This is a genomic window from Clostridium sp. CCUG 7971 (assembly GCF_017590215.1).
Taxonomy (GTDB): domain Bacteria; phylum Bacillota; class Clostridia; order Peptostreptococcales; family Peptostreptococcaceae; genus Faecalimicrobium.
In genome coordinates this window covers 1-3,441 of sequence record NZ_JAFFPK010000140.1, presented here as the reverse complement: position 1 = coordinate 3,441, position 3,441 = coordinate 1, and the positions used below count along the sequence as shown (strand labels likewise).

Below are 3,441 nucleotides of genomic sequence, written 5' to 3'. Positions count from 1 at the left end.
ATTATTATGTTTTTTATTTCGAAAATAAAGATCAAAGTGCTGAAACTAGCAAAAGAGTATTAGTTGATGCCACTACAGGTGAAATTTATGGAAATTATAAATCTAAGGAAAGTGAGTTAATAGATATAGATGATTTTATAAATAATGTAGTTAAAGATAAAAAGTAATTTAAATTGATTTTTTAAAGCCATTAAAGCCAAATATACTGGCTTTTTTGCTATATTTAACTCCAATACAAAGTCATTTCAGTAGACCTTTAAACTCACTTTAAATTTATATGTTAAAATAACTTTGGGTTTATTAAAAATATAAATGAGATAAAATTAATATGAAAAATAAAAAACTAATACTTATCTTTTTCATAGTTGGAATTGTATATTATAAAAATAAAATAGAATGTCAATATAATCCTGTTAAAGTTATAGAAAAATCTTTTGAATTTAAAAATAAGCATGATTATGATGAATATAAAAAATATTAAAAATATCCAGAGTATATACAAAAATATAGACTAGATAATATAGAGTCTATAAATATTCTACATATAGATAAAGTAAGAGATGAAAATCAATATAAAGCTTTTATAGATGATAATAATATTGATAAAAAATGTTGAAATATATAAAATTAAATATAATGTTAAATTTAAAGATGTATCAAAAACACCTATAGACAATGGTGAAGATGAAATATACTACATATTAGTTAAAGATAAAAATTCAAAGTGGAAAATCGCTTCTTGGGGTCGTTAATAATTTATTACTAGAAGTATTAGATATTATAAATTTAAAATCAACAAGTTTCAAAGTTTTACTTTAAAAACTAGTTATGTATTTAAAATAAAAGACTATCTATTATTATTAATATGTGCTATAATAATATTTGTAGCAATACACAAATAAGTTGAGAGAGACCTAGAAATAGGTTCACAGGAGTATTTTTTAATGATAAATGGAATAGTAAAATGGTTTAACAATGAAAAAGGATTTGGTTTTATATCAGTAGAAGGTGGAGATGATGTATTCGTACATTTTTCAGCTATAGAAACTGATGGATTTAAATCATTAGAAGAAGGTCAAAGAGTAAACTTTAATATAGTTAAAGGTGCTAGAGGTCCTCAAGCAGAGAATGTAACTATATTATAATATATATATATGTTCGTGAAAAAGACACATCTTGTGTCTTTTTTTATTGTAATTAATTATTATAATTAGGATATGAAGTTAAATATATTCAACTGCTAACTCGTATTATTCTTTTTAAACTTTATTAAATTTAAAATATAAATTCATTGGTATTGCTTATATTGAGGAACTTGTGACACATTTTTTCGGGAAAAACACAAGTTGACCTATATTACAAATTAAATTTAAGTCAAAAGCGTTAGTTTTTATTTTTTACATTATCAAAAGAAATTCTTAGTTTTTTAGGTCCGTCTTCTAGTTTATCTGAGTTAAGCATTACTGATGGTCTTGATTTAACCATTCCATTTTTGAACTCATATAACCATATTTATTTCCATGCTTTTACTCAATCTTTAGTAATGTTGTGCCAATAGACATCTTTTACTCTATTTACATCAATTCTAATTCTTTTTTATATATTCTTTTTTTCCTCTTTTGTATCTATAAAACTTTCAGGAAATTCTATATCAGATAAAATACTATATGGACTTATTGAAATATTATTTAATTTAAAGCGATCTTTTGATTGATTTATATCTATAGTTTTTATATTAGATTTTGTACCTATATTTAAATTGAATTTCCAATCTACTTTAGTTATATTTTATAACGGGAACTAAGCTAGTTAATGATGGATTTATAATCACAGCACTAATTAAACCAATACCTATTACACAAATACTAGTAGTTATTATTGTAAATTTTTTTAATTTATTTTTATCAATATTTAAATCTTCATATTTATCTAAATCTATATTAATATTATTTAATTAATAACTTATCTTTCAATTTACACTCGTCACCATATTTTATAAAAGCTTTAAATTACTTTTTAGAAAGACTATTTAAATTTATTTTGTACTTTATATAGGTGGCTCTAAAAGTATAAAAATGTTAATATAAATAAATAGATTTGATAACTTAATGATATGATGAACTTAAAGGCAGTGAATTAATGAAAAGTAAAACTATGAAGATTTTATAATGAAAAGATCTATGGATATATTTGCCAAGGAAAGTCTTAAGTTATTTGGAATGAATAAGAAAGTAAAGATAAATGGGCTCAACAGAATTAGTTGTTTTAGATAGTAAAAAGATGTATATGGATTAGACTTTTTTATGGAAGATGATAGTTATATACACTTTGAGCTACGTGTGGGCAAATCATTTTGAGTTTCAAACAACTAATAAGGGAATTGAGGATCTAATGAGATTTAGAACTTATGGAGCCTTACTGAATCATCAAACTAAAAAGTAAGCTACTACAGAGGCTGTTTATTCAGGTGATATAAAAATCCTATAAATGAACACAGCTGTGGGATGAATAACTATAAAGTAATAGTTTACATATGGAAAGGTTTAATGACTTGTAGACTTTATTCAGGATTAGAAAGTACGGCATGATAGGTTATAAATAAATTAACTAACTTTATATAGAAAGGGGGAGGGCTAGCTAATATAGTTAGCAACAAGGGAGATAATGTTATATCCAATTAATTTAGAATTGAAAGATTTAGAAATAACTATAATAGGTGGAGGAGAAGTTGCATATAGAAAATGTAAAAACTTTTTAGTTTTTGATAAAAAAGTAAAGGTGATATCAACTGATTTTATAGATAAATTTAATGACTTAAAAGATAAAATTGAATGTATAAAAGATAAATATAAAGAAGAATATATAAAAGATAGCTTTATAGTAGTTGCCGCTACAAATAATAAAGAAATAAATAAACAAATAGGAATATATTGCAGAGATAATGGAAAACTAGTTAACGTAGTAGATGATATAAATTTATCTAATTACACAGTACCTTCATATATAAGACGAGGAGATTTACTAATTAGTGTATCTACTGGAGGTAAAAGTCCATCGCTATCATCTAAGATAAAAAAAGAATTATCAGAGAAATATGATGATAGTTATGAAGAGTATATAAACCTTTTAGGAATAGCTAGAGTTAACATTATAAAAAAATATGAAAATATTACTCAAAGGAAAAATATGCTCAATGATTTGGTAAATCTTACTTTTGAAGAACTTAGAGAATATATAAAGAAGATTTAAACATAAAAAAATAAAAAAGTTCTTAAAAAGTATTGACGATATAAAACTCAAATGGTATAGTTATACTTGTCCTTAAGACGAGGGCAAACAAATAGAAAAAAGAACAGAATAAAAAAGTTGACAAAGTTAAATAGCTTTGGTAAACTAAGGAAGTTGAAAAAACATAGCGCAAACACAGTCGCTTAAAATGAA

General features: G+C 23.7%; 4 protein-coding genes and 1 pseudogene. All 5 read left to right on the top strand.

Annotated features, from left to right (window positions below):
* The first annotated feature begins 328 nt into the window (after nt 1-328).
* The 5 genes and pseudogenes from JWF52_RS16270 to JWF52_RS16255 all read left to right on the top strand — a co-directional run bounded on the left by JWF52_RS16270 (nt 329) and on the right by JWF52_RS16255 (nt 3,249).
* Nucleotides 329-481 (top strand): hypothetical protein, encoded by a 153-nt coding sequence (locus JWF52_RS16270; protein ID WP_208334568.1) that lies wholly within the window; start codon nt 329-331, stop codon nt 479-481.
* A 106-nt stretch (nt 482-587) separates the two neighbouring features.
* A complete protein-coding gene (locus tag JWF52_RS16265) occupies nt 588-752 on the top strand; it encodes a DUF4829 domain-containing protein (RefSeq protein ID WP_208334567.1) in 165 nt (54 codons plus the stop codon).
* Between the two features lie 192 nt (nt 753-944).
* Nucleotides 945-1,145 (top strand): cold-shock protein, encoded by a 201-nt coding sequence (locus JWF52_RS16260; protein WP_208334566.1) that lies wholly within the window; start codon nt 945-947, stop codon nt 1,143-1,145.
* Between the two features lie 1,023 nt (nt 1,146-2,168).
* Nucleotides 2,169-2,522 (top strand): annotated as a pseudogene (locus JWF52_RS19905) (hypothetical protein); the annotation flags it as partial.
* Nucleotides 2,523-2,664: 142 nt separating this feature from the next.
* Nucleotides 2,665-3,249: a precorrin-2 dehydrogenase/sirohydrochlorin ferrochelatase family protein gene (locus JWF52_RS16255; RefSeq protein WP_208334565.1), complete on the top strand. Its 585-nt coding sequence runs from the start codon at nt 2,665-2,667 to the stop codon at nt 3,247-3,249.
* Nucleotides 3,250-3,441: the final 192 nt, after the last annotated feature.

Excerpts from the sequence above, each read along its gene's own strand:
- JWF52_RS16270 (WP_208334568.1), top strand. The coding sequence starts at position 329 with ATGAAAAATAAAAAACTAATACTTATCTTTTTCATAGTTGGAATTGTA.
- JWF52_RS16265 (WP_208334567.1), top strand. The coding sequence starts at position 588 with ATGATAATAATATTGATAAAAAATGTTGAAATATATAAAATTAAATAT.
- JWF52_RS16260 (WP_208334566.1), top strand. The coding sequence starts at position 945 with ATGATAAATGGAATAGTAAAATGGTTTAACAATGAAAAAGGATTTGGT.
- JWF52_RS16255 (WP_208334565.1), top strand. The coding sequence starts at position 2,665 with ATGTTATATCCAATTAATTTAGAATTGAAAGATTTAGAAATAACTATA.